The 638-nt window shown below is 45.1% G+C and carries 1 pseudogene; it reads right to left on the bottom strand.

From position 1 onward, the window contains the following. Positions 1–638 (bottom strand): annotated as a pseudogene (locus B4K20_RS09425) (methyl-accepting chemotaxis protein); the annotation flags it as partial.

Raw genomic sequence — 638 nt, forward strand, 5'->3', positions numbered from 1 at the left:
ACTTTTTGTACATAACTGCAATGACACCGATCATGGCTATAGATATGGCATTGACACCAATTACAGGCATTGTGGTGAAGGCGTGTAGTGCCATATTGGTACCTAGCAAAACAAACATTGATGTGACAAAACCTTCCATTAGGCTGACATTGACCGAGCGGCGTCTGTAGACTTCTTCTAAATCACCCTCACACATCATGCCCCAGCGATCTGGCGAACCTCTAAGCTGGAAAGTAACGCCTTTCCCAATGACCGGAATATGACGATAATCAGAATAACCAGGATAGGTAACAAATAAGTTTTCACCGTTACGAATAGTTTCACGGACACCGGGATGAAGTTCGTTGGTAGCCGGATCGGTAAAGCGAATTTCAAATTCAGTGTGGCGTTGGATTTTTACTGTACCGAAGCCTGTATGAATCCCACTTTTCAGGTTTTCCCCATGGGAAAATGTATCATCCTCAAACCGAGAGCGAGATAGGGCAATGCCTTGTTGTAACCCAGATTCGAACTTGGATTCCACCATAAAGATGTAGTTATCGCCAGACTCGGGATAGATGTGACCCGCTTCCCGTTGAATAAGGTCTCCTAATACATCATTAGGAACACGTCCACATACAGCCCCAACGGTTTCCCCA

The sequence above is a fragment of the Methylophaga sp. UBA5088 genome, assembly GCF_002414625.1.
Taxonomy (GTDB): domain Bacteria; phylum Pseudomonadota; class Gammaproteobacteria; order Nitrosococcales; family Methylophagaceae; genus Methylophaga; species Methylophaga marina.